This is a genomic window from Lichenicola cladoniae, assembly GCF_013201075.1.
Lineage (GTDB): Bacteria > Pseudomonadota > Alphaproteobacteria > Acetobacterales > Acetobacteraceae > Lichenicola > Lichenicola cladoniae.
In genome coordinates this window covers 1,881,948-1,908,508 of the sequence record NZ_CP053708.1, presented here as the reverse complement: position 1 = coordinate 1,908,508, position 26,561 = coordinate 1,881,948, and the positions used below count along the sequence as shown (strand labels likewise).

Genomic DNA, 26,561 nt, shown 5'->3' with positions numbered 1-26,561 from the left:
GCGTGGCATCAGCAACACCGGTCGCCGGTCCCGGCGTCTCTCCATCAGGCTCCCACCGCCCCGCTTCCGTCCCGTTCGCGTCCCAGCTGGCACCGCTTCTCGCCAGCATCACCAGCCTTCCCGGCGTCGGACCCGGCATAGCCGGCCTGATCGCCCGCGCCACCGGTGGCACCAAAGTGATCGACCTGCTGTTCCATCTGCCGGACAGCACGATCGACAGGCGCTACCGCCCGACCCTTCTCGCTGCCGAGCCCGGCCGCATCGCCACCCTGGCCGTGACCATCCAGCGCATCGAACGGCCGGGCCGGCCGCGCCAGCCCTGGCGGGTGCATGCGGGAGACGGCACCGGCACCGTCGAGCTGGTGTTCTTCAGCCCGTACCAGGCCCGCCAGCTTGCGGTCGGGCAGCACGTGGCGATCTCGGGAATCCTCGAGGCGTACGGCAACCGGCTGAGCATGTCGCATCCGGAGCACGTGGTGCCGCTGGGCACGTCGGCCGTGCTGACCGACGCCGCGATCCCCGGGATCGACCCGGTATGGCCGCTGACGGCCGGGCTTTCCAACCGGATGCTCGGGCGTGCCATGCGGGCAGCCCTGGGGCGCCTGCCCGAACTGCCGGAATGGCTGGATCCGGAACTGGTGCGGCGCCAGGCCTGGCCCAGCTTCGGGGGCGCGTTGCGTCTCGTGCACACCCCCGACGGCGACATGGCGCGCGAGGCGGCAGCGCGTGACCGGCTCGGCTGCGACGAACTGCTGGCCGACCAGCTGGCGATCGGACAGGCCCGCCTCGTCGCCCGCAACCGCGCCGGCCGTGCGCTGGCCGGCGACGATCGGCTGCGGCGTGAGGCACTGGCCCGGTTCGGCTACACGCCCACCAACGCGCAGCGCCGCGCGCTCGCCGAGATCGACGGCGACCTGTCGCAGCCGACCCGGATGCTGCGCCTGCTGCAGGGCGATGTCGGCTCCGGCAAGACCCTGGTGGCGCTGCTGGCGATGCTGCGGGCGGTGGAGGCCGGCGCCCAGGCCTGCCTGATGGTGCCGACCGAGATCCTCGCCCGCCAGCACCACATCACGTTGAGCCGGCTGTCGCCGGTGCCGGTGGCCCTGCTGACCGGAAGCCTGAAGATCGGCGCCAAGCGCAGCGTGCGGCGCCTGCTCGAGACCGGCGAGGTACCGCTGGTGGTCGGTACGCACGCGCTGTTCCAGGAGGGCGTGGTGTTCCACGACCTCGCCTTGGCGGTGATCGACGAGCAGCACCGCTTCGGGGTCGAGCAGCGGCTGATGCTGGGCGACAAGGGGGCTGCCACCGACGTGCTGGTCATGACCGCGACGCCGATCCCGCGCACGGTGCTGCTGACCCAGTATGGCGAGATGCAGGTGAGCCGGCTGGACGAGAAGCCGGCCGGGCGGCTGCCGATCCGCACCACGCTGCACAGCCTGTCGGCTCAGGCCGGAATGCTGGCGGCGATCGCCCGCGCGATCGAGGCTGGGGCGCAGGTGTTCTGGGTGTGCCCGCTGGTGCAGGAGAGCGAACTGGTAGACCTCGCCGCCGCCCAGGCCCGGCATGCCGCGCTGGATGAACGCTTTCCAGGGCTGGTCGGGCTGGCGCACGGACAGCAGGACGCCGACCTGCGCCAGGCCTCGCTGGACGCGTTCGCCGCCGGCCGCACCCGCATCCTGGTCGCCACCACCGTCATCGAGGTCGGGGTCGATATCCCGACCGCCACGGTGATGGTGATCGAGCATGCCGAGCGCTTCGGGCTGGCCCAGCTCCACCAGCTGCGCGGCCGTGTCGGGCGCGGACACGAGGTGAGCTACTGCCTGCTGCTGCATGACGAGGCGCTTGGGGCGACCGCGCGGCGGCGGCTGGCGCTGCTGCGTGACACCGAGGACGGTTTCGTGATCGCCGACGAGGATTACCGCATCCGCGGCGGCGGCGACCTGATGGGACGGCGCCAGTCCGGGCTGCCCGGCTTCCGGCTGGCCCGCGGGACCGACTTCGACCGGCTGGTGCGACGCGCCTGGCAAGATGCGGAACGGCTGCTGCAGCGTGATCCGCAGCTTACCTCGCCACGGGGCCAGGCGGTGCGCCCGCTGCTGGCGCTATTCGGGCGGACTGATGCCGTACGGACACTTTCGTCCGGCTGACCGGGCGGGAACCGACCACGGCACTTGCGTTTTATTGCAGTCGGGCGGAGCCTTTGAACATGTCGCGAATTGGCCCGAACACCACACCATCAGGGCCCCTGGCCGCACGGACTCCGGAACGGTTGGCGCTGCCTCGCGCCAGCAGTCGTTCCGAGGAGTCGTCGGACACACCCCTCACCATCTTCACCAGGCTGGCGGTGCGCACCACCGGCAGCCAGCTGGCTGTCCTGGTCGTGGACGCGCCATCGGGGCTGCAGGTCCATGCCGTATCCGGCACCTGCGACGGCGAGGCGCTGCCGGTCTCGATCCTGCGTGCGCAGATGAGCCGGCCGCGACGGGTGACGGTCGAGATCGTCGATCTGTCGGTCGATCCGCAATTCATCGATGCGCCCATGCACGAGCGCGATGCCGGCTTCAACGCCTATGCCGGCGCCACCATCCGCGATCCCGCCGGCGCCTCGATCGGCGTGCTGTTCCTGCTCGACCGGGAGCGCCGCCGCTATGGGCGCGAGGTACTGCTGACCCTGTCCGACCTCGCCCGTGGCGTTGCCGGCGTGCTGGCCGTGCATCACGACGGCCACAGCGTCGATAGCGGAATCGATGCGGTTACCGCCCTGCCCGGCCGGCAGGGGCTGGAGCGCTATCTGGAACAGGCGCTGGAAGTGCCTGTCCGCGGTGCCGGCGATGCACCCGGCCCGAGCGCCACGCCCGGGCTGGCTTTGTTCCGTGTCGATGTCGGCAGGCTGACCGCGCTCAACGAGATGTACGGGCGCGAGATCGCCGACCAGTTCCTCAAGCAGGCGGCCGACCGGCTGCAGACGATCGCCCCGATCCCGAGCTTCCTGGCGCATCTCGGCGGCAGCGGTTTCGCGCTCGTGGCACCCGGCCGGATCGGGCCGAGCGATGCCGAGGCGATCGTGCTGAGGATGATGGAGCGGCTGCGGGAGCCGGTGCAGATCGGCACCCTGGAGTTGCCGCTGCGCCCGTCGGCCGGGATCGCGCTGGCGCCGGCGGATGGCCAGGATGTCGCGTCCCTGCTGCTCGGCACCGAGGCGGCGCTCGCGGCGGCCAAGAAGCACGGTGACGGACGGCATTGCCGGGCCACGCCGCAGCTGACCGCTGCCTACACCCTGTCGACCGGGCTGGAGCAGGATCTGCAGGCGGCGGTGGCACAGGGTGCCTTCCACCTGAACTGGATGCCGGCAATCGACACCGCGACCGAGCGGGTGGTGAGCTTCGAGGCGCTGGTGCGCTGGAACCGTCCGGGCCATGGCGAGGTATCGCCGGCACTGTTCATTCCGGTGGCGGAAGCGGGTGGGCTGATCGAGCAGATCGATGCCTGGGTTCTGCGGGCTGCCTGCAAGGAAGCGCAATCCTGGGAGCAGGCGCTCGGCATCAGCGTCAACGTGTCGCCGGTCTGGCTGTCGCACAGCCGGCTGCCGAACCTGCTGAAGCGGGTTCTCGAGGAAACCGGGCTGGAGCCGAACCGGCTGCAGATCGAATTGTCCGAGCGCAGTTCCATGGAGCAGGACGGCAACGTCCGCCGCGAATTGTCGCAGGTGCGTGCCATGGGCGTCAGGCTGGCGCTGGACGATTTCGGGACGGGCTATTCCTGCCTGAGCACGCTCATCACCTACCCGTTCGACCAGATCAAGCTGGACCGGCAGTTCGTGCAGGCTCTCGGCCATGACCGGCGCGCCGAGGCGGTGACCCGCAGCATGCTGCAGATGGTGCAGGCGCTCGGCATGACGAGCTGTGCCGAAGGGGTCGAGACCGAGGAGCAGCTGGCGTTCCTCGACGCGCATGGGTGCGAGGAAATCCAGGGCTACCTGATCGGGCGCCCGATCCCCAAACTGCCGTTGCGCAAGCTGAACCAGGATGATTCCGACACGGCGCTCGAACCGATCTCGTCGGACTAGAGCGCCACCGGGGGGGTGGGCAGGCGCGCCGCTAGACGCGCTGCTTGCCGACGACCCGCCCGACCGTGACCGCGAGGCCGGCACTGATCAACCCGATCATGGCCGGCAATATCCACGCGGGCCGTGCCAGGAACGGCACCACGATGATGTGCCAGGATGGATGGAACGCCGCCTGCCCCGCCTCGCTCATGACCGGCTGCAGCCACGACGCCGCCGTCTGGTCCAGCCGGACCAGGCCACCGGCCAGGGTCAGGTCGAACGGCGCCAGTGCCGCGATCGCGAACGCCCCCACGAAGCATGCGGCCGCGATCGCCACCAGCACGCGGTAGGCTATCAGCCGGTTCCTGCCCGGCTTGGCGCGGCCATTGCGGGATGTCGGGATCAGGACGGCGTCACTCCGCTGCAAGCTTCGAGATCGGCATTAGAACTTCGTCGATAACGCGACGGAGCCGAAATTGAACAGTCCGGACTTGGCGCCACGGAATTCCTGGGTCTGCCAGGTCTGCGTGTAGGTCACGCGGAAGCCGTGGAAGATCAGCGCGGCACCGCCCTCGAACTCGCCGACGTCCCAGAGCTTGGACACGTGCGGTTCCCCACTGCGGAACGTGCTTCCCTGCAACGTGACGTCATACGCGACAGCCTGTCCGTCGGCGCCGGCGAAGGCGTACCAGGCGAACCGGCGCGTGCCCTTGTAGGCATCGGTGCCGTCGAGGCCGGGCGAGATGCGCGGGCTGCCGAAGTCGCTGTCAAGCCCCTGGCCGATCCGGACCGTGCCGCCGATCTGCGCGTAGGTGCGATAGTCGCCGGCGGCGCCGCTGACGGTCGGCAGCACGTCCGCCGAGATCCCGTAGCGGGTGATCAGCGGCAGGCGCCAGGTGCGCGCCGCCTGGATCTGCAGGATCGGCTGGTTCGGCAGCTGGCGCGACCAGCCGCGATTCAGGGTGTCGCCGATGATGCTGTGGAAGCCGTTCTGCACCTGGTAGCCGCCGGCATAGGAGCCGACCACGCCGGCCTGGATCCCGGCGACCGAGCGGGTCATGTCGGTGTCGCTGATCAGGTTGACGGTGGCCAGCAGCACGCCGGCATAGGGCCGGTCGGCGCGGCCCTGGGAACCGGATCCCTTGATGTTGACGAACGACTGGTTCTGCTGGGTATCGCGCGGCGTGAAGATGGATTGCTGCAGGCCGATCGCGATCCGCTGCACGCCGGGGCCCCAGATGAACCGGTTCAGGTCCGAGATCGCCGGCGGCTGGTTGTCGGTGCCGGAGGTCCAGCCGAGCCGCAGGCCGCTCGTGTAGTACTGGTCCGACGTGCCCTTGAGGGTCGAGACGGCATCGTTCTCGACCTGCGCGGTCCAGGTTCCGTAGGGATCCTGCTGCGGCTCGGCCGAGGCCGAACCCGGCGACACACCAAGCGCGAGGCCGATCGACACTCCGATGACGGGAGCGATGGCTCTTGTGCGGGTGGTCATGCTGCGCATCATTGTGCTCACTACGTCATGGCTCGGATTGTTTTCTCATAAGGGCTTCGGCGCGTTGCGGAAACCCCTGCCCCGCGCGCCCCGCGCGCGAACGTCCGGGATAGCGTCATCAGAAGGAGGCACGATGAGCCAGCCCTATCCGCGCGACATGGTCGGCTACGGGCGGACGCCGCCGGATCCGCAGTGGCCGGGCAAGGCCCGGATCGCCGTGCAGTTCGTGCTCAACTACGAGGAAGGCGGCGAGAACTGCATCCTGCACGGCGATGCGGCCTCGGAAGCGTTCCTCTCCGAAATCACCACCGCGCAGCCGATCCAGGGCGCGCGCAACATGAACATGGAAAGCATCTACGAATACGGCAGCCGTGTCGGGGTCTGGCGGATCATGCGGCTGTTCGAGGAGCGCGGGCTGCCGTTCACGTCGTTCGCGGTCGGCATGGCGATCGAGCGCTATCCCGAACTGGCGCATGCGATGACCGAGGCGGGCCACGAGATCGCCAGCCACGGCTATCGCTGGATCGATTACCAGCATGTCGATATCGCGCGCGAGCGTGAGGATCTGCAGCGTGCCATCGCGGTGCAGACGGCGGTCACCGGCAGCCGCCCGCTCGGCTGGTATCTCGGGCGCTGCAGCCCCAACACGCGGCAACTGGTCGCCGAGGAGGGCGGGTTTTCCTATGACGCGGACTCCTACGCCGACGAGCTGCCGTTCTGGGACCGCACCCATGAAGCGGGGCGAAACGGCCGGCCGCAGCTGATCGTGCCGTACACGCTCGACGCCAACGACATGCGGTTCGCGACGCCGGGCGGATTTTCCACCGGCGAGGACTTTTACAACTACCTCCGCGACAGCTTCGACATGCTTTATGCCGAAGGCGAGCATGCACCGCGGATGCTGTCGGTCGGCCTGCATTGCCGGCTTGCGGGACGGCCGGGCCGGGCAGCCTCGCTCGCCCGTTTCCTCGATCACATCCAGCAGCACGACCGGGTCTGGATCTGTCGCCGGATCGACATTGCGCGGCATTGGCACGACCACCATGCGGCCGGGCCGGTGTTGTCCGGAACGTCCGTGGGAAAGCCACTGATCGAACGGTAACACCCCGAAAAAACTACACGATCGGGTGATGTATGGTGGTGGTCCGTGCAGCACCGATCGTGCTATGCCATGGTCCGATCCATCAAGAAGAGACGCTCTGGGGCACCCAGGCTACTTGATGACCGATCGCGTGCCGACCCATTCACCCGGTGTGCCTGTCGCCAGGTGCAACCTTTTAGACCTCGGGATTACGACCGTTGAGAAGTAACAGAACCGACCGCAGCCCCCGCTCCCCACGCCGCGGCGGCTTCGATGATGATTTCGTCCCCACGCCCTCGCCGTCGTTTGGTGACCGGAACAGTGGTGGCCCGCCGCGTCGTCCCATGGGCGGTGCCGGTGGTGGTGGCGGGGGTTCGCAGGTCATCGCGTCCGGCCCCGAGATCAGCGCCAGCGTGAAGTGGTTCAACAGCGAGAAGGGCTTCGGCTTCGTCGAGCTGGCGGATGGCTCCGGCGACGTGTTCCTGCACGCCAACGCGCTGTCGCAGTCGGGCCACGACTCGGTCAGCCCAGGCGCGACGCTCGGCGTCCGCATCGGCCAGGGCCCCAAGGGTCGCCAGGTTGCCGAGGTGATCTCCGTAGACGAGACCACCGCGCAGCCGGAGCGTCCGCGCTCCGCCGGTGCAGGATTCGGCGCGCCACGCGCTGCCGGCCCGGCCGGTGCCAGCGGCGGTTTCCGCAGCGGTCGTGCCGCCCCTGACCTGTCCTCGGCCGAAGAGACCCGTGGCATCGTCAAGTGGTACAACGCGACCAAGGGCTTCGGCTTCATCACCCCCGACACCGGTGGCAAGGACATCTTCGTCCATGCGTCCGCGCTCGAGCGGTCCGGCCTGTCCAGCCTGAACGAGGGTCAGGCGACCCGCGTGCAGGTCGTCCAGGGCCAGAAGGGTCCCGAGGCTGCCGCGATCAGCCTCGCCTGACACGACACATCGGCGCGGTGATCCGCGCCGGATGGAAATAACAACGCCTCCCCGTTCTGCGGGGAGGCGTTCGTGTTTCAGGGCAGGATCGACGCGGGGAGCGCCGATCTATTGCGATGGCTCGACCGGCAGCGACCAGAGCAGGCCGCCCTGCTCGGCCAGCGCACTTCGTCCGCGCGGCAGGTCGAGGTCGGAGCCGCTTCCGACATTGCGCTGGTAGATCTCCCCGGAATTGCCGACCGCGGCCACCGCATGCTGAAACGCGTTGTCCGGAATTCCGAGCGTGCGCCCGATCCAGGGACTGGTTCCAACCAGGCGCTGCACTACCGGATCGGTGCTCCGGCCCAGCGTGGCGACGTTGGCCTGCGTAATGCCGTGCGCTTCCGCTTGCTGAGCCGCCCAGACGGTCCAATCGACCAGCGCCGCCCAGCCGGGGTCACCGGTACGGTAGGCCGGGGAGAACGGATCGATCGACACTGTGTCGGGCAGGATCGAGAACTCCGATGCGCGCTTGCCGAAGCTCGCACGCACGTTCGCCATCCAGGAAATATCACCCGTTATGGCATCGCAATGGCCATCGAGCAGCGCGATATCCATCTCGCCCCGCTCGGAATAGGGGAACCGGTTTTCGCGTTTCTTCAGGCGTGGTTCGAGCGAGTCGTAGAGTGTCTGCTCGGGCGGGGATGCATTGATGAAGCAGACGTTGCGGCCGCCGAGGTCGGCCAGCGTCCTGATGCCGAGCCGGTTTGCGACCAGGAAGCCCTGGCCGTCGATCAGGATCGGCGGGCCGAATGCCAGGTGATAGACCATGCCCAGAACGGGATTGGGCGTCGCGCCGAACAGCACGTCGGTCTTGCCGTCGCGCAGCGCGGCAAGAGCCGCAGGTTCGTCCGATGACGAGACGAACCTTGCCTTGTTCACGTCGCCGAAAATCTCGGCTGCCATGGCGCGGCAATAATCGGCACCCAGCTTCGAGAGATTGCCGTGCGTATCGGCCTCCGAAATGTCGTCCTCGTCGATCACCACGCCGCAGACCAACGTGCCGGACCTTCGAACCCGGTCGAGTGTCTGGCTGGATGAAGCATCGGTCTGCATGCTGCCGCCGGAAACTTCCGCAATCGCGGTCGCGGCATCCCGGGTGGCGCCGATCGCCGGACATGCAAGCAGCGCCGCCGCCACGAAGGCGAGCGGCGCGGTCAATAGGCTTTTCAAAACTGTCGCTCCGTACAAGATAAAGGGGAACCGGTCGAAACCGGCTCCCCATTCCTAGCCAACTGAACCGGATGGATCAGGGCGTCCAGGTACCCGAGGTCGGCACGCCCGGAGTGAGTGCGGGGCGCGGGTTGAAGTCGGCGGGCGCCGGATCGAGCAGCTTGTTCTGTGCATAGTCGGTCGGGACGATGTTGAGCGTGTAGCAACCACCGCCCGCGTAATGCGGCAGGCTCGGCTTCTGGCCCGGCTGGATCTCGGCATACGACGCCGGCAGCGGCGCCGTCGTGCCGAGCAGGCGGGAGTTGTCGAAGGCGGCGAGCATGTCGCCGATGCCGGGAACGTTGGCGTCGGCCGGACCCATGTAGTCCTGGCCGAACTGCGCCTTGCCGAGCTTCACGCCACGCTTCTCGTCGGGCAGATCGGCGAGCGGGGTCAGGTCGAACAGTTCGTTGATCAGCTTGATGACCGAGCTGTGCTCGGAGTTCTGGCTGATGATCGCGTGCGCCTTGCTGTATGGCGAGATCACGATTGCCGGGATGCGCGAGGACGGCTCGAGAGGCTTGCCCTCGGGATCACGCACGCGCGTGGTGTTGGACTGGTGGTCGTAAAGCCCGTCCGTCTCGTCGTAGGTGATGATGATCGCGCTGTCTTTCCAGTACGGACTGGCCGCGATGGCGTTGACCTCGTCCGCCAGCAGCTGCTCGCTGATCTGCACGTCGGAATAGCCGGGATGATCGTCGCTGCCGGGGAATGCCGCCCGGACCGCGCTGTTCGGATCGACAGGCACCAGGCCATCGTTGTTGTCATAGCCGCCGCGAACGTAAGCGACGCCGCCCTTCGAGGGGAACTGCCGATACTGGATCGCACTGAAGAAATCCTGCAGCCCGTAGAGATGGCTCTTCGCAACGGCCGGGTTGTCGGCGATGTAGCCGAAATACTGCGGTGCATCGTGATGGATGATGTAGCTGCTATGCAGCGGTACGGCGGCCGAGTCCGTCGGTTCCGCATCGTAGCCTTCCTGGAACCACGCCCAGTCGGTCGGCTTCTTGCCGTCGCCGGCAATGGTCTTGATGTCGTGCTGGATGTCGACGAGGTCGAGCGCCGGGTTCTGGTCGGTGGAGACCGTCTTGAGAATGTCCTTGCCCATGAACGAGAGCGGCAGGCTCGCATAGGTCTGGTTGAGAGCCGGGGTCGCCGGATTCTCGTCACTCGGGTTATAGGGCGGCTTGATCGGCGACGTGTCGAGATCCGAACCCGGGAACGGGCCCGGATCGGCGACGATCGGCTCGCCGCCGCTCGTCGCAACGACCGGGCTGGCCGTGTTGCTGCTGGCTTCGCCGGGATGCAGCGCCCACTGGGTCAGTCCGGACTGGCCGGCGATGAGGGCCAGCGCATTCGGGGTGGACGGAGCCGCTACGGTCATATGGAAGTTGTCGAACATCGCGAAGCGGTCGGCGAACTGCCAGAGGTATGGCGCGGTGTCGCAGTCCACATGCCCCATGGCGAGTTCCGCCATCTGCTTCTGGATCAGCGTAGGATGTGCTGCCGGTGCCAGGCCGGTCTTCGTGCTGACGATCGTGCCCTTCGCGTCGGTGGTCAGGCCCTCCTCGTCGAGCGCGAACCGGTCGTTCTGCGAAATCCCGTTCACGTAATGCTGGCTGTTGTCGATGCCGCTGTGCGAATGATCGATCGACGCGGTATCGGCCGGATAGATCGGGATGGTCTTGCCGGACGCGGTGGTGACCGTCTGCGGAATCAGGAACGGCGAGATCGTGCCGACGCTACCGTCGGTGTTCACGATCTTCTGTTTGAAGCCCGGCGTGTTGGCCGCCGACTGCGTGAACAGGCCGTGCGCGCCCGGGAAGGTGCCGAAGTAGAAATCGAACGAGCGGTTCTCCTGATACAGGACGAACACGTATTTGACGCGCTTGCGGAGCAGCTTGATCTTGTCGGCCGTGGTCATCACGGGCTGCTTGGCCATGTCCGTGGCGAAGCGCTGCACGAGATCGCTGCTGTGCGGTGCGATCGTCACGTCGCCGCGAGCCTCTTGGGCGAACACCACGGTCGGCTGCATCATCGCGAAAGTTACGGCAAAGGCGCAGGTCGACCTGCACCAGGTTTTGAAGGTCATGTCGTCTCACCACCGCAGGTTGGATCTGTTAATTCTGGCGCCGCATCGTTGCTGCCGGTGGTTCTTTTGAAACAGTTTGTCGAAATCGACTATCGAGGTTTTGTTAAGGTTTTTGGTCGGTCGGGGTGATTGCGAGACTATGCGTTAATGCGGTGTGAAAATCAGCATGATCGCAGCCAGATGCGTCAGCACCGCCACCAGTACCAGGAGATGCCAGATCGCGTTGTGGAACCGGAGCCGCTCCCAACTGTGGAACACGGTGCCGAGCGAATAGGTCAGGCCGCCGCCAAGCAGCAGATACAGCACCGTTGGGGGCAGCCAGGCGATCAGCGGTCGGAGCACGGCGACCAGCAGCCAGCCCATGCCGAGATACAGCCAGAGCGACACCTTCTGGAACCGCTCGAACCAGAACAGGGTCAGCACCACCCCGACCAGGGCCAGTGTCCAGACGACGATGAACAGCGGCAGGCCGATGTTGGGCGGGAGCGCGTGCAGGGCGTACGGCGCGTAGCTGCCGGCGATCATCACGAAGATCATCGATCGGTCGACCAGGCACAGGGTCGCCTTGAGGGGACTCGGCGGGCACAGATTGTAGGCGGCCGACGCTCCGAGCATGCAGAGCACGCCAACGGCGTAGACGATGAGCGCTACGGCCCCGGCGACATTCGTGTTGGGAAGGCTGCGGGCGAGCAACCAGGACAGGCCGCCGAACGCCACGATCAGGCCGACGATGTGGATCGCGCGGTCTGCTGCCGCTTCGTCGTCGCGATAGGTCGGGAAGTTCATATGGCGAGGATTGCGAGGGCTTCGATCGGCGACAGGATCGACGGAACCGTCACCGGACACCGCTTCTCCCGTTTCTACGGCCCGATCTTCAGGCAAGGCCGCAGTTTCAGGACGCAGACGCGAGCTGAACTTCGTCGATCACCCGCTCATGGCTGTCACGCAGGCTTTTGACCCGGTATTGATAGCCTTGATTGGTGACGGGCATGGCACGAACGACTGTATAGACGCCACGCGTGATGTTGTTGTCATACTTGCCGGGAACAAACGAGACGCGGTCGCCGATCCCGAACTTCGGCATACTCATGACGAGTCCTTTCGACGGCCCCACCGAAGCGGGGCCGTCTTAACCAGCGAAATCAGCTCGCCTGGAGGTTTCCGGCAGAGACCTTGCCCTGCTGGCCACGCTCGAGCTCGTAGCTGATCTTCTGACCCTCGTTCAGACCGGTCAGGCCTGCACGCTCAACGGCGGAAATGTGTACGAAGATGTCCTTCGAACCATCGTCGGGCTGGATGAAACCATAGCCCTTCTGACTGTTGAACCACTTCACTGTACCTGTTGACATCGCAAGTCTCCTTGATAGGCCTGCAATCCACGACGATGTGGACCACTCCACTTTCCGATTGGGAGACTTTGAAGTCGACGTGCGTTACTACGTAGGGATCGTATCTTCCCGGCCGAAAAGACAGCCGATTTCTCGAATATAAAGCCCCTGCCGGAAAATACAATCGCCAAACCGACGTTAGCCCCATGCGGGCCGCACCGGCGCGCCAACGCCCATCAACGCACGGAACCAGATGCCGAACTTCATCAACCCTCTCCGACATCGCCCCTCGCTCATGACCGGCCTGGGCGTGGCCGTACTCGTGGCGATGCTGGCCGGCACGCGGCTGGGGCTGGTCACGTCGGCACTGATCGGCTGGGATGTCGGAATCGTCGCCTACGGCGCAGTGTTCCTGGCGATCATGTGGCGCACCACGCCCGAAAGCCTCAAGCGCATCGCGGACCTGCTCGATGAGGGACGCCTGGGCATTCTCGGCGCCACGATCGTGGCTGCGGTCGCGTCGCTGGGCGCGATCGTGTTCGAGTTGGCGCACGCGCACGGCAAGGCGCATGGCGGCTTCCTCGAGGGGCTCGGCGGCGTCACCGTGCTGCTGTCCTGGTTCTTCATCCACACGATTTTCGCGACACACTACGCGCATGAGTTCTGGCAGCGCGGTGGCCTGATCTTCCCGGGCAACGACAGGCCGAACTCGTCGGAGTTCCTGTATTTCTCGTTCTGCGTTGCGGTCGCCAGTCAGGTCAGCGACGTGTCCACACAGACGGCGTCGATGCGCAAGCTGGTGCTGGCGCACTCGATGGTGGCCTACCTGTTCAACACCGCGGTGATAGCCCTTGGTGTGAACATCGCGGCATCCCTCGCCGGCTAAGCTACGTGGTCAGGGCACGACCACCTGCCCCGACCAGTCCAGCACCCGGCCGCTGTCCCCGGCGCCCAGTCCGTCGATCACCGCGAGCAGGCGGTCCGCCGAATGCGCGGGCGTGAACAGCCGATCTTCGGCGACACCGCGCTGGAACGGCCGGCTCAAGCCGCTATCGACGGTGCCGGGATGCAGCCCGACAACAAGCGTGTCCGGTGCACGCCGCTGCGTCTCGATCGCCAGGTTCAGCAGGATCATGTTGAGCGCCGCCTTCGACGCCCGGTAGCCGTGCCAGCCACCGGTGCGGTTGTCGCCGATGCTCCCGACCCGCGCCGAGAGCGCCGCGAATACCGCTCGGCCGGGCCGGGCGAGCAACGGCAGCATGTGCTTGGCGACCAGTGCCGGCCCGATCGCGTTGATCCGGTAGCTCAGCATCAGCGCGTCCGCATCGAGCGCCCGATAGGTCTTCTCCGGCTGCATTCCCGGCCTGTGCAGCATGCCCGTCGCCACGATCACCAGCCGGATCGGCCCGGCACCCTGTTCGACCCCAAGCGACAGGGAAAGGCATGCGGCCGCAATGCTGGGTTCGTCCCCGACATCGATGCGGCCACGCCGCAGCCTGCCGTCGCGCCCGGTATCGCCGTCGCGCGACAACGCCCAGACGGAGGAAAACGCCTCGGTCTGCAGCAATCCGGAAACAAGCGCCGCGCCGATGCCACCACCGGCACCGACCACGACCGCACTGCCACCCGGTTCGAAGGATCGCATCGACTACCAGCCCATGCTGCCAGGCCCGCCCTTGAACGGACCCTTAAGGTTACGGGTGACCCACCCGCCATAGAATCCGCCCGGCTGCGGCGTCACCTGCTCGTCGCCGACGAAGCAGGCCTGCATGGCACCGGCATAGACGGCGACATGATCGCGCAGGGCCGCATAGGCGGGGTCGGGCTCGGGGTAGCTCCAGCCGGCTCGCTCGGCGAACTGGCTGCCCGACCGAACGGACCAGTATCGCGCCAGGCCCTTCCATTCACAAAAGCTGGTGCCCTGCGCCGGCTCCAGCACGCCGTCCGGGAATGCAGACGGCGGCAGGTAATAGACCGGCGGATGCGACGTCTCGAGCACACGCCATGCGGCATCGGTCAGGGCAATGGTCTGTCCACCGAACATGATCCGCACACGCTGCGGGACCCGCTGAAGCGCAGGCGGGCGGGGGTAGGTCCAGACATCCTCGATGCCCGAAGCGGCAGGGAGATCCTCAGTGGACGCCATAGCCGCCTCCCCCGCCGATATACGGCCCGCTCACGCTTGCGCCGCGACCATCGCTCGCTCCCGATCGTTCGGCGGGAGCACAGGCCGACACGGCCAGCGTGACCAGGATCGCCGTGATCGGCATCAATCTTTCCAGCATGTATCCCTCCTGGATTTCGAGCACCGCCATGCAGCCGGCTCGACGCACGTTCACAACATGGGCCGGTGGTGCCTGATGATCCAGCCTTCGGACTTGCCGCGACCTTGCCTGACAATACGATCGATCGCGGCGGTAGCGTTCAAGCAGATCGACACGCTCGAACAAAATTCGACCGTGCGCGGAATACTTTGACTTGTCACCCTGGATAGAAAATCAACCTGTCTGTGCGTGCAAATTTTTGCGACCTGCCTGATCCTGTTCGGCGAGGTGTGGTGTCGAACCGCCATAACGGAATGCCAGCTGCAGGGTAGGATTGCCACTGCGTGTCATGACGTTCCGAACTCCGCGCCACACCAAGGTGAACGAATGAGGCAGCGCTGTTCACGGAACTTTTCCCCCGCTCAACGATTTCGACAACCTGTGCTGGATATGGGCCCCGGGAGGTTTTTTGACCGATGCATTAATCCGTCCCGGCCTGCTCACGACGCTACGGGAACTAGGTGAGCTCAAGCGGGTGCGGACAGCGAGACGCTCGGGATCGATTGCCGAGCGTGCATTCCGGCGGGATTGGCGGCTGCTTGTCGGCGGTCGCTCCATAGATCAGGCGATGCGGGAAAGCGTCTTCAAGCTACTCGCCGCGTCGCGGCTCGGTGACCTTGATATCGAGACTCTCGTCGCACTCGGTTTAAGGGTTTCCGAGGCCATTGCGGTGCAGCGTTCGGGCGTGGCGGACATGTCCGCCGGATTGCCCGGGGCGATCGTTTCGATGGTGGCAAGCGTAGAGCCGCAGGCAGACCATGAGACCCGGGACAGTGACTTCGTCGACCGGCTCGCATCCCAGCCTCGAGCCGGGGTCACCTGTCCCGGATTGCAGCGGCTCCTGTTCGAGCCGGCAGAGAATCATGCCGAGCACTGCGCGATCGTTGCCCTATATGGTGTTCTCCTGGCCCCGGCTTACGGCGCAGACCCGGCGACCGTGTGGCTGGCATCGATGTCGCATCATCTGCACAACGCGTTCATGCCGGACTCCGGGTTCAGCGGCGAAATGCTGCTCGGGGAACATCTGGAACCGCTGATGCAGCGTGCCACAACGCTATGCCTCGACCAGTTGCCTGCGGCACTGGCCGAAAAAGTGCGCGTGGCGCGCCGGATCCTTCCCGACGTGGCTTCTCCCGAGGGCCGCGCGTTCCACGCTGCCGACACTCTCGATCGCGTCTGGCAAATCGACCAGCATCTGCGTCCGGGCCAAGTCACGCTGGATTTCGTGCTGAACGACATGGCGCTGGTTCATGCAGGCCCGGTCAAGATGTTCCAGGATGATTTGCTACGGGAAGCCGGTCTGCTCGCATGATGGACCTGCTCTCGCCGGTCACCGGTCTCGCATTACGGGCGGACAGTGCCCATTCCGTCTCCGATGGCACGTCGCGATGGCCGGTGGTGGAAGGGATCCCATACCTGCGTACCGGACGGGACGCCCTGGTGTCCGCGGTGCTGGCTGAACTCGATGCCGGCCGGGCCGACGAGGCGCTGGTGCTGCTGCTTGCCGACCAGGATGCGTGGTGGACCGGTCCGGTGGCCGAGCCGGACGCGTTGCGTCGGCTGGTGCGGGATCGGGCGACGCTGACGTTGCGCGAGGCGATGGCACTGCTGAGCTGGGGCCCGGTCGCCGATTATTTCGCGCACCGGTGGAGCGATCCGAGCTTCATTGCCGGTCTGTCGCTGGTCGAGGCGCATTGGTCGTCGCCGCGATCGGCTTTCGAACTCGCCTGTGGGATCGGTCATCATCTGCGCGCCCTCTCCCAGCATGGCGTCCGCACGACCGGAGCGGATATCGTGTTCGCCAAGTTGTGGCTGGCGCGCCAGTTCGTTTCGCCGGCGAGCGAGTTGGTCTGTTTCGATGCAGGAAGCCCATGGCCGGTCGGCAGCCAGCGCTTCGATCTCGTGTGCTGTCACGACGCGTTCTATTTCCTGGAGCCGAAGCAGGAGATCCTGGATCGGCTGAGCGCGCTGGCAGATGCTGGCACGCTGCTGGTCGGGCATATCCATAACCGGAACTGGCCGAACCTGTCGGCGGGATCGGCGATCACGGTCGATCAGCTGGTGGCCCTATTCGCGGACGGCACCTTCTACGACGACGCGGAGCTGACCGTGGCCGCCGCGGATGGACGGCAGCCACGCAGTGTGCAGCCGACCGAACTCGAGACCGTCGAGGCATTCGCGGTGATGCGCGGTCGGCCCGGCTCGGCAGCGGTCGGCCTGCTGACGGTGCCATCGGAAGGCGCGGAGCTTCGCCGCAACCCCCTGTACCGCGCCGATGGGGCGGTGACGTGGCCGTCGCCACGATACGAGGCCGAATACGGGCCACGGGCCACCTACCCGCTGCGGTCGCCCTGCCCGCCGCGCGCCAGGCTCGACGAGGCGACCCGGTCCTGGGCAAGGCGCCGCGAACTGCTCGACCTGCCGGAGCGCTGGTAATGCGTCAGGTCGGATGGGGCATCGTCGGGTTCGGCTGGGTGGCGCAGGATTTTGCGATGCCGGCAATCATCGCCGCCGGCCATCGGCTGGTCGCGGTGCACGATACCGGCGCGGGTGCCGCGGATGCCGTGCGCCGGTCCGGAGCCAACTGGCACGAGACGCTCGATGCATTCCTGGCCGATCCGGCGGTCGACGCCGTGTATGTCGCCACGCCGAACTGGTCCCACGGTGCCGTGGTCGGCGCTGCCGCGGCGGCCGGCAAGCCGGTGCTGTGCGAGAAGCCGATGGCGGCGACGCTGGAGCAGGCGGAAGCCATGGCTGTTTCGGTGGCCCGGGCCGGCGTTCTCTACGGCACGGCGTTCGACCAGCGGCATCATCCCGCGCACCGTGCGATCCGCGACGCGCTCCGGTCCGGACGCGTCGGCCAGGTGACCGCGATCCGCATCACCTATGCCTGCTGGCTGCCTGCGGACTGGTCGCCGAACGGTGGCGTCGACAACTGGCGGATCGACCAGGCACGCGCCGGTGGCGGGGCGCTGATGGACCTCGCGCCGCACGGGATAGATCTCGTGGATTTCCTGCTCGACGAGCCGATCTGCTCGATCACCGCGATGACGCAACGGCGCGTGCATGATTATCCGGTCGATGACGGGGCGGTCGTGGTCGGGTCGACCGGGTCCGGCGTGCTGGTCTCGTTGTCGGTTGCGTACAACCACCCGGACGCGCTGCCACGGCGCCGGCTCGAGATCGTCGGTACCGCCGGAATGTTCGTGGCCGAGAACACCATGGGCCAGGACGCGGGTGGTTGCGTCACGTTCATCGATGCCGATACCGGCTCCCGGTCGGCGCTTCCGGTGTCCGACCTCGATGTCTCGCCCTTCACGCGACAGATGGCGGCGTTCTCGGATGCGGTTCGAGGCACGGCGCACAGCTTCGATGCCGTGCGCGACCTGCACACGATGCGCCTGCTCCACCGATGCTACGAGAGTGCCGCATGCCCCTGAGCTACTATGCATGTTCGAATTGCGGACACTGGCAGCGCTACTTCGCAACGCCGCCGGACTGCCCGGTCTGCACCGACACGCGCAACGACCTGCCCGAGAATGGTTGGGATTTCCGAAGCGAAGCCGATGTCGCGTCCAGGCTGGTGGGACGCTGGCGCACCATCGGTCGCGACGTGGTGGCGTTCTCGACGTCTCCGCCGTTCGGCCTGAACGGCACCGGCTGGCTGCTGCTGCATCCGGAGGGAAATATCGCCTTCGAGGCGGCACCCTACTACACGCCGGCGATGCTGGACGAGATAAGGCGTCTTGGCGGCATTCGTATTCTTGCAGCCAGCCACGTGCACGGATATGGCGCGCTCTGGCAGTTGCAGCAGGAATTCGACCCGGAGATCGTCGCGATCCAGCGCGAGGATCTATGGCTGACCAAGGCCTTTCGCGTCACGTGGCCGTATGACGACGCGCTGGTGCTCCCGACCGGACAGACGCTGCGGCAGGTCGGTGGTCACTACGAGGGCCAGTCGGTGCTGCATGATCCTACCCGCCGGATGCTGTTCTGCGGGGATGCATTCAAGGTCGATCAGAACGAGGCCGGCGAAAGCCTGGCCGTTTCGACGCACAAGGCATTCCACAAGAACATCCCGCTTACACCGCTCGAGCTGTGCCGCTACCGGAACGTGATCGCGTCGCTCGACTTCGATACGATCTGCACGCCTTTCGAGCACGCGCCGGGTATCGATACCGAAATGGCGCTCGCCGTTCTCGATGACGGCATGCGCGGGCCACCGGCTGTACGGCATATCCCGATCGACGAGCTGCGCGGCAGGACCTACGCATGACGGATACGCTCGAGCAGGTCGCAGCCGCCTACCGTGCCGCCCTGCCGGCCGGCGGCACCCTGTCGATGATGCGAATCGACGGTCTCGATCGTACCGGCGTCCCGGTGGTGCAGGCCAACCTGTTGCTGCCGGGATTGCCGTTGATGACCGGCCATGGCTACGGCTTCGAGCCGATCGAAGGCGAAGTCGGCGCAGTCGGCGAACTCTGCGAGGAAGTGCATTGCAACGCCTGGCTGGCACGGAACCGCGGCACTAGGGCGTCGTACGAAGACATGGTGGCGGAGCATGGCGTGGACGCCGTGGCCGACCCGTTGACGCTGTGCCTTCCCGCCGGCTCCGGCTATGCGCCGGATCGCCCGCTGACCTGGGTCGAGGGAAGCCGCCTGTCGAAAGCGGCGATCTGGCTGCCGATGGACTGGATCGCCTCGCACGGGTTCGATCTGGATCATGGGCCCGAACTGATCACGCCGATCACCAACGGTCTCGGCGCGGGCTTCGACCTCGACTACGCGATCGGCCATGGGATCATGGAACTGCTGCAGCGCGACGGCAACGTGATCGGCTACCGGGCGCTCGACCAGGGGCTGGTCATCGAGCTCGATGCGGTGCCGGACCCGGCGGTGCGCGGGCTGCTCGACCGTCTGGAAACGCTCGGCATCCATGTCACGGCCAAGCTGGCGGCCACCGATTTCGGGATGACCAACCTGTATGTCGTGGGCGACGACGATGCGCCCGGTTCGCCACTGCAGGTCACCGCATGCGGCGAGGCCTCGCATCCGGATCGTGATCGCGCACTCCGCAAGGCGCTGCTCGAGTTCTGCGGTTCGCGTGTGCGGAAGGTGGCGACGCACGGCACGATCGAGGAATGCCGCCGGGTGATGCCGGCGGCACATGTGGACCAGCAGCTCGATGACGTGCAGCTCGAGCACGAGGAGCCGCGTGCCTTGCAGGCGATGGCCGAATGGCTGGACCAGGATGCCACGTCCCTGCGCGCCCGCCTGGCCGACACCGTGTTCTCGCACCGGCGCACGCTGAGGCTGTCGTCGCTGCCGCAGACCGGCGCCGAGACCGTAAGCCGCTCAACCGACCGGCTGCGGGTTCTCGAGGACCGACTTGCCAGCGAGGGGCTGGAGGCTTTCTACGTCGCGTTCCGGGGTCCGGACGACAAGGTGCAGACGGTCAAGGTGGTGGTGCCGGGGCTTGAGAGCGAAACCATGAGCTACCACCGCATCGGCTGGCGCGGCGTGCGACGCCTGCGCGACCGGAACGACCCCATGCTTCTCGACGCACCGCGCGAAGGCGCCCTGCCCGTCAGGATGCGGCCGGCGGATGAGCGTCGTGCCGGCGGACCGGCCTGGTTCGACGCGGCTCGCGCGGACCGCATCGTCGACCAGCTCTACCCGCTCTATCGCGAACCCGGCTGTTTCGCCGCCCAGATCCTGCGATCGCGACGCGCGCAGGATGACGCGTCCGGCTCAGCACAAACACCGACATTCATCGAGGACCAAGATGGCGCTCCGGTACGCATATAATACCAACGGCACCGTGCATCATCGCATGACGGATGCCGTTTCCCTGATCGCCGACGCGGGTTACGACGGCGTCGCGCTGACCCTGGATCACGACTATCTCGACCCGATGAATGCGGGCTGGGAGCGACGGGCCGAGGCGCTCGCCGCGGATCTCCAGGCACGCGGGCTCGGCTGCGTGATCGAGTCCGGCGCGCGGTTCCTGCTCGATCCGCGCGACAAGCACCAGCCGACCCTGGTCAGCCCGACCGCCGATGGACGCGGCTACCGGCTCGCCTATCTGCAGAGGGCGCTGGATATCGGCCAGATCCTGCAGGCCGAGGTGATGTCGTTCTGGTCCGGTTCCCCCAAGCCGGGGATCGAGCTCGGCCAGGCGTGGGACTGGCTGCACGAGGGCGTCGAGCAGGTGCTGGCGCGTGCCGAGCGCGTGGGAGTTTCCGCCGCGATGGAGCCGGAACCGGAAATGATGGTCGGCACCGTCGATCATTTCGTGCGTATCGCCGAGGCATTCCCGAGCCTGCAGCTGGCACTCGATCTCGGCCATGTCATGGTGACGCAGGAGCGTGACCCGGCAGCGGCGATCCTGGAGTTCGCGGGCCGGATCGGCAGCGTCTCGATCGAGGACATGAAGCGCGGCGATCATGTGCATCTCGCGTTCGGCGACGGCGACATGGATATTCCCGGCTGCCTGGACGCTCTGGAGCAGATCGGATTTTCCCGCCTGGTGTGCGTCGAGCTGTCCTCGGACAGTGGGCGTGCGGACCGGATGGTGCCCGATGCCCGCCGCTGGCTGAACGATTGCCGTCGATGAGAATCCTGTTCTGCTCGCGACGCTACTTTCCGGCGGTCAGCGGGATGAGCGTCTATGCGCAAAACCTGCTGCGCCAGCTGGTGTCGGCAGGCCACGACGTCACGATGATCAGCCAGTATCGCGGCGATCCGGTCGGCACGCGCGTTTATGGCGGCGGCCCGCCACCCGGGCTCGACGGCGTGAAGATCATCGGCCGGCGCTCGCTCGGCGAGGAGAACGGCGGCGATTTCGAGCGCGATATCGACGACATGATCGCCACGATCCGTGAAGAACATGCGCGAGCACCGTTCGACATCCTGCATGCGCAGTATGGGTATCCGAACGGCTGGGCGGTGTTGCTGGCCGGCCGTGAACTCGGCATTCCCTGCGTGGTTTCGATCCAGGGCGGCGATGGACACTGGGTCGGATCATGCTGCGAGACGCACCGGCTCGGCATGCTGCGCGTGCTGGAGAATGCGAACGCGGTCCTGATCGGCTGCGAAAGCTTCGCGCACGAGGTGGTGGAGCGACTGTCGGTGCCGCGCTCGCTCTTCACGATCGTTCCAGGCGCGGTCGACGTGCATCGGTTCGCACCCGAGCCGGGCCGCACCCTCGGCGACGCGGCGGACCCGGTCAGGCTGCTGTATCATGGCCGCGTCGACCGGCGGAAAGGCTCGCTCGATTTCATGGACGCGCTGTCGCTGCTTCACCGCGACGGCATCCCGTTCGCCGCCACCGTGTCCGGGATCGGGCCGGACCTGGACGCGACCCGGGAACGCGCGGCGTCGCACGGTATCGAGGCGCTGGTCGGGTTCAGCGGGTATGCCGCCTATGACGACGCGCCGGCGATCTATCACCGGCAGGATGTGTTCGTGTCGCCGACCTATGCCGAGGGCTTCTCGAACACCGTGCTGGAGGCGATGGCCAGCGGATTGCCGGTGCTGTCCTGCGTCGCGGTCGGCGTCATGGACTGCATCCGCAACGACGAGAACGGATTGCTGGTGCAGCCGGGCGACGTTCCGGCACAGGCGGAAGCGTTGCGCCGGCTGATCGGCGATCCCGCGTTGCGCCGTCGCCTCGCGAGTGCGGCGCTCGAGGAATGCCGCCTGACCTATTCGTGGGAGTCCGTGGGACGGAGCATCATGGATGTCTATGCGACCGTTCGCGGACAGCCTGCCGCGACAGGTTTCGATCCGGTGCTGCCGCTGACCCCTTGCCGCTATCGGGAGGCACCGCACCTGCTGTGACAGCCTCGCCCAACCCGGCCCCGATCGCGCTCGCAGTGTCGCCGCATCTCGACGATGCGGTGTTTTCCTGCGGCGGCACGCTGGCACGGCTGTCCGCGGCCGGATGGCGGGTGGTGGTGGCAACCCTGTTCACCCGGTCGGTCGCGTCCCCTACCGGCTTCGCGCTGGCCTGCCAGCTGGACAAGGGTCTGCCGGCCAGCACCGACTACATGGCGTTGCGCCGCGACGAGGATGCAGCCGCCTGTTCGATTGCCGGCGCAGAAACGCGGTGGATGGATTTCCCCGAGGCGCCGCATCGAGGATATTCGTCGGCCGCTGCGTTGTTCGGGCCGGTGCTTGCAAGCGACGAGGCTGGCACCGCCGTGATGGGCACGATCGCAGGACTGCTCGCGGTCACGACGCCGGCGCTGGTTCTGGCGCCGCAGGGCATTGGCGGCCATGTCGATCATGTCGTCACGGTGAACGCGTTGCGCGAGCTTCCCGTCGCGGTTCCGGTGCTGTGGTGGCGAGACTTTCCATACGCCGCACGCACCGCGGAGCCGGCCGAGCCGTTCGCGGGCGCGATGTCGGATCTTCCGGAGTGCGCGGTCACCATCGACGTTGCGCGCAAGCGTAGGGTCTGCAGTGCCTACGCGACCCAGCTCGGTTTCCAGTTCGGCGGGCCGGAAGGGCTCGCCATGGCACTCGATGCGGCGGGGACGATTGAGTGGTTCCGGATCGAGGCGGCGCCGGGCCAGGACCATGCGCTGGCAGCGATCCTGGAGCCGGCCACGTGAACAGGCCGGGATCATGCAAGCTCGCCGCGCATCCACGCTGGGCGGTGCGCACCATCATCGGGTTCATGGAAGCGGACCGCTCCCTGCCAGGCATCCGGCAACCAGAAGAAATCGTGTCATGATCAATGGAAATCGTGCGGTGCTGGTCACCGGCGGAGCAGGCTATATCGGCAGTCACGCAGCGCTCGCACTGCGCGATGCCGGGGTTCGGGTCGTGGTGCTGGATGATCTCTCGACCGGCACGGAAGCGGCGGTGCCGTCGGGCGTTACGCTGATCCGCGGCAGCACCGCCGACACCAAGCTGATCGTGACGCTGGTCCGTCTGTACGACATAGATTCCGTCATGCATTTCGCCGGCTCGCTGGTTGTGCCGGAATCGGTCGTCCATCCAGTTGCCTACTGGCGCAACAACGTTGCCAACACGATGAACCTGGCCGAGGCTTGCGTTCTGGCCGGCGTCGAGCAGCTGGTGTTTTCCTCGACCGCCGCGGTGTATGGCCTGTCCGATGCGGCACAGGTGGACGAGGACACCGTGCCGGCGCCGATCAACCCTTACGGCAGCAGCAAGCTTGCGGCCGAGCGCCTGCTGGCGGACGTGTCGGCGGCGCACGGAATCCGGGTTGCCGTGCTGCGCTACTTCAATGTCGCCGGCGCAGACCCGGACGGCCGCGCCGGGCAGCGCACGGTCGGTGCCACGCACCTGATCAAGGTCGCCTGCGAGGTCGCCACCGGCCAGCGGGCCGGCATGTCGGTGTTCGGCTGCGACTACGACACCATCGACGGCACCTGCGTGCGCGACTTCATCCACGTCTCCGACCTGGCCGAGGCGCACGTGCTGGCGCTCCGCTACCTGCGTGCCGGCGGCGCCAGCACCACGCTGAACTGCGGCTACGGACGCGGCCAGTCGGTCCGTGCGGTGATCGAGGCGGTCGAGCGCCTGTCCGGCACCACCGTCGAATTGACGACGATGCCACGCCGCGCCGGCGACCCACCGGCGCTGGTGGCGCAAGCCGACCGTATCCGCAGCGTGCTGGGATGGGAGCCGCGCCATACCGGGCTCGACGAGATCCTCGGCTCGTCGCTTGCCTGGGAGCGCCGCATGATGCAGGAGCGCACGTTCGAAACCGCGAGGTCCATCCAGGCGACTTCGGCGGCCTAGACCTCCAGCCGCGTCCATGCCGCATCGGCCTTGTGCGACGCGATGACCGCGTCGATGAAGGCGACGTTGCGTAGCCCGTCCTGTATCCCGGGCAGCAGCATCGCATCCGCCCCGGCCGGCGTGTTCTCCAGCCGGTTCCAGAGCAGGGCGGCGGCATCGGTATAGATCTGCGCGAACGCTTCGAGATAGCCTTCCGGATGGCCTGACGGAATGCGCGTGGCGTGGCTGGCCGAGGCGGACAAGTCCGGCATCCCCCGTGTCAGGCGCCGCATGGGCTGGCCGAGCAGCGCCAGGTGCAACACGTTCGGCTCCGCCTGCAGCCAATCCAGGCTGCCCTTGTCGCCGATCACGCGCAGGCGCAAGCCGTTCTCGAAACCCGGCGCGACCTGGCTGCACCAGAGCATGCCGCGTGCGCCGCCCTCGTAGCGCAGCAGCATGCGGGCATCGTCGTCGAGACGACGTCCCGGCACGAACGTCGACAGGTCGGCCGCGACGGATTCCAGGCGCAGCCCGGTCACGAACCCGGCCAGCTGATGGGCATGGGTGCCGATGTCGCCGACGCTGCCGCCGGGCCCGGACCGCGCCGGGTCGGTGCGCCATGCCGCCTGCTTCTGGCCGGTGTTCTCGATCGCCTCGGCCAGCCACTCCTGCGGATACTCGACCTGCACCACGCGGATCGTGCCGAGTTCGCCCGCCAGCACGCGTGCGCGCGCCTCCCGGACCAGCGGATAGCCGGTGTAGTTGTGGGTCAGCACGAACGGCAGTCCGGTTCGTTGCAGCAGGTCGGCCAATGATCGCGCATCCTGCATCAAGGTGCAGAGCGGCTTGTCGCAGATCACCGGAATGCCGTGCGTCAGGAACGCATGGCAGATCGCCGCGTGGCTGTCGTTCGGGGTGACGACGCTGACGACGTCGATCCGGTCCGGGCGCGCAGCTTCCGCGGCCGCCATCGTGTCGTAGTCGGCGTAGGTGCGGTCCGGCTCGATGTGCAGCGCTTCCGCCGACTGCCGGGCCCGTTCGGGGTCGGACGACAGGGCGCCGGCCACCAGGGTGTAGTGGTCGTCCAGCCGGGCCGCCATGCGATGCACCCCGCCGATGAAGCTGCCGGCGCCACCGCCGACCATGCCGAGGCGCAGGCGACGCCGGGTCATGTGGCGTCCCCGACCGGAAGGCCCAGCATGCGCCGGTTGGCGGCATGGTCGGTGCCGCCGCTGGCGAAATCGTCGAAGGCCCGGTCGGTCACCGGGATGATGTGCTGCCGGATGAACTCCGCACCCTCGCGCGCGCCGACTTCGGGATGCTTGAGGCAGCATTCCCATTCCAGCACGGCCCAGCCGTCGAAATCATACTGCGCCAGCTTGGAAAACACCGATCCGAAATCGACCTGCCCGTCGCCGAGCGACCGGAACCGGCCGGTACGGTCTATCCAGGCCTGGTAGCCGCCATAGACCCCCTGGCGGGCGCTCGGGACGTATTCGGCATCCTTGGCGTGGAACATGCGGATGCGCTGGTGATAGACGTCGATGAAGCCGAGATAATCCATGACCTGCAGCACGAAATGGCTGGGGTCGTACAGGATGTTGCAGCGCGGATGGTTGCCGACGCGGTCTAGGAACATCTCGAACGTCACGCCGTCGTGCAGATCCTCGCTCGGATGCAGCTCGTAGCAGAGGTCGGCCCCGGCCTCGTCGAACGCGTCGAGGATCGGCCGCCAGCGGCCGGCCAGCTCGGTGAACGCCTCGTCGATCAGGCCCGGCGGACGTTGCGGGAACGGATAGAGGTACGGCCAGGCGAGCGCGCCCGAGAATGTCGCATGCGCCGTCAGCCCGAGGCGGCGCGTCGCCTGCGCCGCGAGATGCAGCTGCCGCACCGCCCATTGCTGCCGTGCCACCGGGTTATTATGCACCGATGGAGGAGCGAACCCGTCGAGTGCGACGTCGTAGGCCGGGTGTGCCGCCACCAGCTGGCCTTGCAGGTGCGTGGATAACTCGGTCAGGACCAGGCCGTTCTCGGCCAGCACGCCCTTGACCTCGTCGCAGTAGGTGTCGCTCTCGGCGGCGCGGGCCAGGTCGAACAGGCGCGCGTCCCAGGACGGGATCTGCACGCCATCGAAGCCGCATTCCTTCGCCCAGGCGGCGATCGCCGGAAGCCCGTTGAACGGTGCTGCATCCCCCGCGAACTGCGCCAGGAACAGGGCCGGCCCTTTAAGCGTTTTCATTCGGATGTCTCCCTC

General features: G+C 66.9%; 26 protein-coding genes. 14 read left to right on the top strand and 12 right to left on the bottom strand.

Going from position 1 to position 26,561, the window contains the following annotated elements:
• Nucleotides 1-2 precede the first annotated feature (2 nt).
• A complete protein-coding gene (gene recG, locus HN018_RS08830) occupies nt 3-2,147 on the top strand; it encodes an ATP-dependent DNA helicase RecG (protein WP_171835907.1) in 2,145 nt (714 codons plus the stop codon).
• A 59-nt stretch (nt 2,148-2,206) separates the two neighbouring features.
• A complete protein-coding gene (locus HN018_RS08825; RefSeq protein WP_171835908.1) occupies nt 2,207-4,066 on the top strand; it encodes a putative bifunctional diguanylate cyclase/phosphodiesterase in 1,860 nt (619 codons plus the stop codon).
• A gap of 31 nt (nt 4,067-4,097) precedes the next feature.
• On the opposite strand, the gene HN018_RS08820 is transcribed toward HN018_RS08825, so the two are convergent.
• Complete coding sequence (locus HN018_RS08820) at nt 4,098-4,472, bottom strand: hypothetical protein (RefSeq protein ID WP_171835909.1); 375 nt, start codon at nt 4,470-4,472, stop codon at nt 4,098-4,100.
• 15 nt (nt 4,473-4,487) lie between these two features.
• A complete protein-coding gene (locus HN018_RS08815) occupies nt 4,488-5,537 on the bottom strand; it encodes a lipid A deacylase LpxR family protein (protein WP_171835910.1) in 1,050 nt (349 codons plus the stop codon).
• Nucleotides 5,538-5,670: 133 nt separating this feature from the next.
• On the opposite strand from HN018_RS08815, the gene puuE reads away from it, so the two are divergent.
• Together puuE and HN018_RS29090 are read left to right on the top strand one after the other, a co-directional pair.
• Nucleotides 5,671-6,639: an allantoinase PuuE gene (gene puuE, locus HN018_RS08810; RefSeq protein ID WP_171835911.1), complete on the top strand. Its 969-nt coding sequence runs from the start codon at nt 5,671-5,673 to the stop codon at nt 6,637-6,639.
• Between the two features lie 197 nt (nt 6,640-6,836).
• Complete coding sequence (locus tag HN018_RS29090) at nt 6,837-7,556, top strand: cold-shock protein (RefSeq protein ID WP_275434279.1); 720 nt, start codon at nt 6,837-6,839, stop codon at nt 7,554-7,556.
• Between the two features lie 108 nt (nt 7,557-7,664).
• On the opposite strand, the gene HN018_RS08800 is transcribed toward HN018_RS29090, so the two are convergent.
• From HN018_RS08800 to HN018_RS08780, 5 genes are all read right to left on the bottom strand, one after another.
• Nucleotides 7,665-8,768 (bottom strand): type 2 periplasmic-binding domain-containing protein, encoded by a 1,104-nt coding sequence (locus HN018_RS08800; RefSeq protein WP_171835912.1) that lies wholly within the window; start codon nt 8,766-8,768, stop codon nt 7,665-7,667.
• A gap of 76 nt (nt 8,769-8,844) precedes the next feature.
• Complete coding sequence (locus HN018_RS08795) at nt 8,845-10,899, bottom strand: phospholipase C (RefSeq protein ID WP_171835913.1); 2,055 nt, start codon at nt 10,897-10,899, stop codon at nt 8,845-8,847.
• Between the two features lie 144 nt (nt 10,900-11,043).
• Nucleotides 11,044-11,685 (bottom strand): PAQR family membrane homeostasis protein TrhA, encoded by a 642-nt coding sequence (gene trhA, locus HN018_RS08790; RefSeq protein ID WP_172443469.1) that lies wholly within the window; start codon nt 11,683-11,685, stop codon nt 11,044-11,046.
• Nucleotides 11,686-11,791: 106 nt separating this feature from the next.
• Nucleotides 11,792-11,989 (bottom strand): hypothetical protein, encoded by a 198-nt coding sequence (locus HN018_RS08785; RefSeq protein WP_239479149.1) that lies wholly within the window; start codon nt 11,987-11,989, stop codon nt 11,792-11,794.
• Nucleotides 11,990-12,041: 52 nt separating this feature from the next.
• Nucleotides 12,042-12,248: a cold-shock protein gene (locus HN018_RS08780; protein WP_171835915.1), complete on the bottom strand. Its 207-nt coding sequence runs from the start codon at nt 12,246-12,248 to the stop codon at nt 12,042-12,044.
• 232 nt (nt 12,249-12,480) lie between these two features.
• On the opposite strand from HN018_RS08780, the gene HN018_RS08775 reads away from it, so the two are divergent.
• The gene (locus HN018_RS08775) at nt 12,481-13,113 is read left to right on the top strand and encodes a DUF1345 domain-containing protein (protein WP_171835916.1); all 633 of its coding nucleotides are present in this window, start codon (nt 12,481-12,483) and stop codon (nt 13,111-13,113) included.
• 9 nt (nt 13,114-13,122) lie between these two features.
• Here the strand turns inward: HN018_RS08775 and HN018_RS08770 are convergent, their stop codons facing one another.
• Genes HN018_RS08770 through HN018_RS08760 form a run of 3 tightly spaced genes read right to left on the bottom strand, consistent with a single transcriptional unit; the run spans nt 13,123 to nt 14,542 of the window.
• On the bottom strand, nt 13,123-13,872 hold the full coding sequence (locus HN018_RS08770; RefSeq protein WP_171835917.1) for an SDR family NAD(P)-dependent oxidoreductase: 750 nt from the start codon (nt 13,870-13,872) through the stop codon (nt 13,123-13,125).
• Nucleotides 13,873-13,875: 3 nt separating this feature from the next.
• On the bottom strand, nt 13,876-14,373 hold the full coding sequence (locus HN018_RS08765; protein ID WP_171835918.1) for a DUF427 domain-containing protein: 498 nt from the start codon (nt 14,371-14,373) through the stop codon (nt 13,876-13,878).
• On the bottom strand, nt 14,360-14,542 hold the full coding sequence (locus HN018_RS08760; RefSeq protein WP_171835919.1) for a hypothetical protein: 183 nt from the start codon (nt 14,540-14,542) through the stop codon (nt 14,360-14,362). The genes HN018_RS08765 and HN018_RS08760 overlap by 14 nt, the downstream gene beginning before the upstream one ends.
• A gap of 418 nt (nt 14,543-14,960) precedes the next feature.
• Between HN018_RS08760 and HN018_RS08755 the strand changes: the two genes are divergently transcribed.
• The 9 genes from HN018_RS08755 to galE all read left to right on the top strand — a co-directional run bounded on the left by HN018_RS08755 (nt 14,961) and on the right by galE (nt 24,328).
• Nucleotides 14,961-15,863, top strand: a complete 903-nt coding sequence (locus HN018_RS08755; RefSeq protein ID WP_204259706.1) for a hypothetical protein — start codon at nt 14,961-14,963, stop codon at nt 15,861-15,863.
• On the top strand, nt 15,860-16,987 hold the full coding sequence (locus HN018_RS08750) for a class I SAM-dependent methyltransferase (RefSeq protein WP_171835920.1): 1,128 nt from the start codon (nt 15,860-15,862) through the stop codon (nt 16,985-16,987). Before HN018_RS08755 ends, HN018_RS08750 begins: the two co-directional genes overlap by 4 nt.
• Nucleotides 16,987-17,991, top strand: coding sequence for a Gfo/Idh/MocA family protein (locus tag HN018_RS08745; protein ID WP_171835921.1), 1,005 nt, complete (start codon nt 16,987-16,989; stop codon nt 17,989-17,991). Before HN018_RS08750 ends, HN018_RS08745 begins: the two co-directional genes overlap by 1 nt.
• Nucleotides 17,982-18,827 (top strand): MBL fold metallo-hydrolase, encoded by an 846-nt coding sequence (locus HN018_RS08740; protein ID WP_171835922.1) that lies wholly within the window; start codon nt 17,982-17,984, stop codon nt 18,825-18,827. The genes HN018_RS08745 and HN018_RS08740 overlap by 10 nt, the downstream gene beginning before the upstream one ends.
• Entirely contained in the window at nt 18,824-20,359 is a 1,536-nt protein-coding gene (locus HN018_RS08735; RefSeq protein ID WP_171835923.1) for a YcaO-like family protein, read from the top strand. The genes HN018_RS08740 and HN018_RS08735 overlap by 4 nt, the downstream gene beginning before the upstream one ends.
• Complete coding sequence (locus HN018_RS08730; protein WP_171835924.1) at nt 20,337-21,167, top strand: sugar phosphate isomerase/epimerase family protein; 831 nt, start codon at nt 20,337-20,339, stop codon at nt 21,165-21,167. The genes HN018_RS08735 and HN018_RS08730 overlap by 23 nt, the downstream gene beginning before the upstream one ends.
• Nucleotides 21,164-22,393 carry a glycosyltransferase family 4 protein gene (locus HN018_RS08725; RefSeq protein ID WP_171835925.1) on the top strand — a complete coding sequence of 410 codons (1,230 nt, stop codon included), beginning with the start codon at nt 21,164-21,166 and terminating at the stop codon, nt 22,391-22,393. Before HN018_RS08730 ends, HN018_RS08725 begins: the two co-directional genes overlap by 4 nt.
• Entirely contained in the window at nt 22,390-23,169 is a 780-nt protein-coding gene (locus HN018_RS08720) for a PIG-L deacetylase family protein (protein ID WP_171835926.1), read from the top strand. The genes HN018_RS08725 and HN018_RS08720 overlap by 4 nt, the downstream gene beginning before the upstream one ends.
• A 118-nt stretch (nt 23,170-23,287) precedes the next feature.
• Nucleotides 23,288-24,328 (top strand): UDP-glucose 4-epimerase GalE, encoded by a 1,041-nt coding sequence (gene galE, locus HN018_RS08715; RefSeq protein WP_171835927.1) that lies wholly within the window; start codon nt 23,288-23,290, stop codon nt 24,326-24,328.
• Here the strand turns inward: galE and HN018_RS08710 are convergent.
• Together HN018_RS08710 and HN018_RS08705 are read right to left on the bottom strand one after the other, a co-directional pair.
• Entirely contained in the window at nt 24,325-25,479 is a 1,155-nt protein-coding gene (locus tag HN018_RS08710; protein WP_171835928.1) for a Gfo/Idh/MocA family protein, read from the bottom strand. The two genes, galE and HN018_RS08710, sit on opposite strands and share 4 nt — an antisense overlap.
• The gene (locus HN018_RS08705) at nt 25,476-26,546 is read right to left on the bottom strand and encodes a sugar phosphate isomerase/epimerase family protein (protein ID WP_171835929.1); all 1,071 of its coding nucleotides are present in this window, start codon (nt 26,544-26,546) and stop codon (nt 25,476-25,478) included. The genes HN018_RS08710 and HN018_RS08705 overlap by 4 nt, the downstream gene beginning before the upstream one ends.
• Nucleotides 26,547-26,561: the final 15 nt, after the last annotated feature.